The following is a 228-nucleotide window of genomic DNA, read 5'->3' on the forward strand; positions in this document are numbered from 1 at the left end:
GTGCATGCCGTAGGTTTCGAGCAGCGGCTTCAGGCCGTCGGGACGATTCGCGAACTCGGCGTCCATGCCGAACACCATACGCTTCGCCTTGGGATTCGACTTCAGATAATCCGCGAGCTGCGAGACCGTCTTGATGCCGGTCTGCTGCGCGAATTCGCTGGGCAGGCCGATCGCGTAGGTGTCGTTGAGCGTGGAGGCATTGAGCCAGATGAGCCCGCGCGGTTCGTC

At 62.3% G+C, this 228-nt stretch carries 1 protein-coding gene; it reads right to left on the reverse strand.

Annotated elements, in window-relative coordinates:
* On the reverse strand, positions 1-228 hold a 228-nt coding region (locus tag SB786_RS38045), incomplete at both ends, for a glycine betaine ABC transporter substrate-binding protein (protein ID WP_410731819.1).

This window comes from Burkholderia sp. SIMBA_062 (assembly GCF_046534765.1).
Classification (GTDB): domain Bacteria; phylum Pseudomonadota; class Gammaproteobacteria; order Burkholderiales; family Burkholderiaceae; genus Burkholderia; species Burkholderia ambifaria.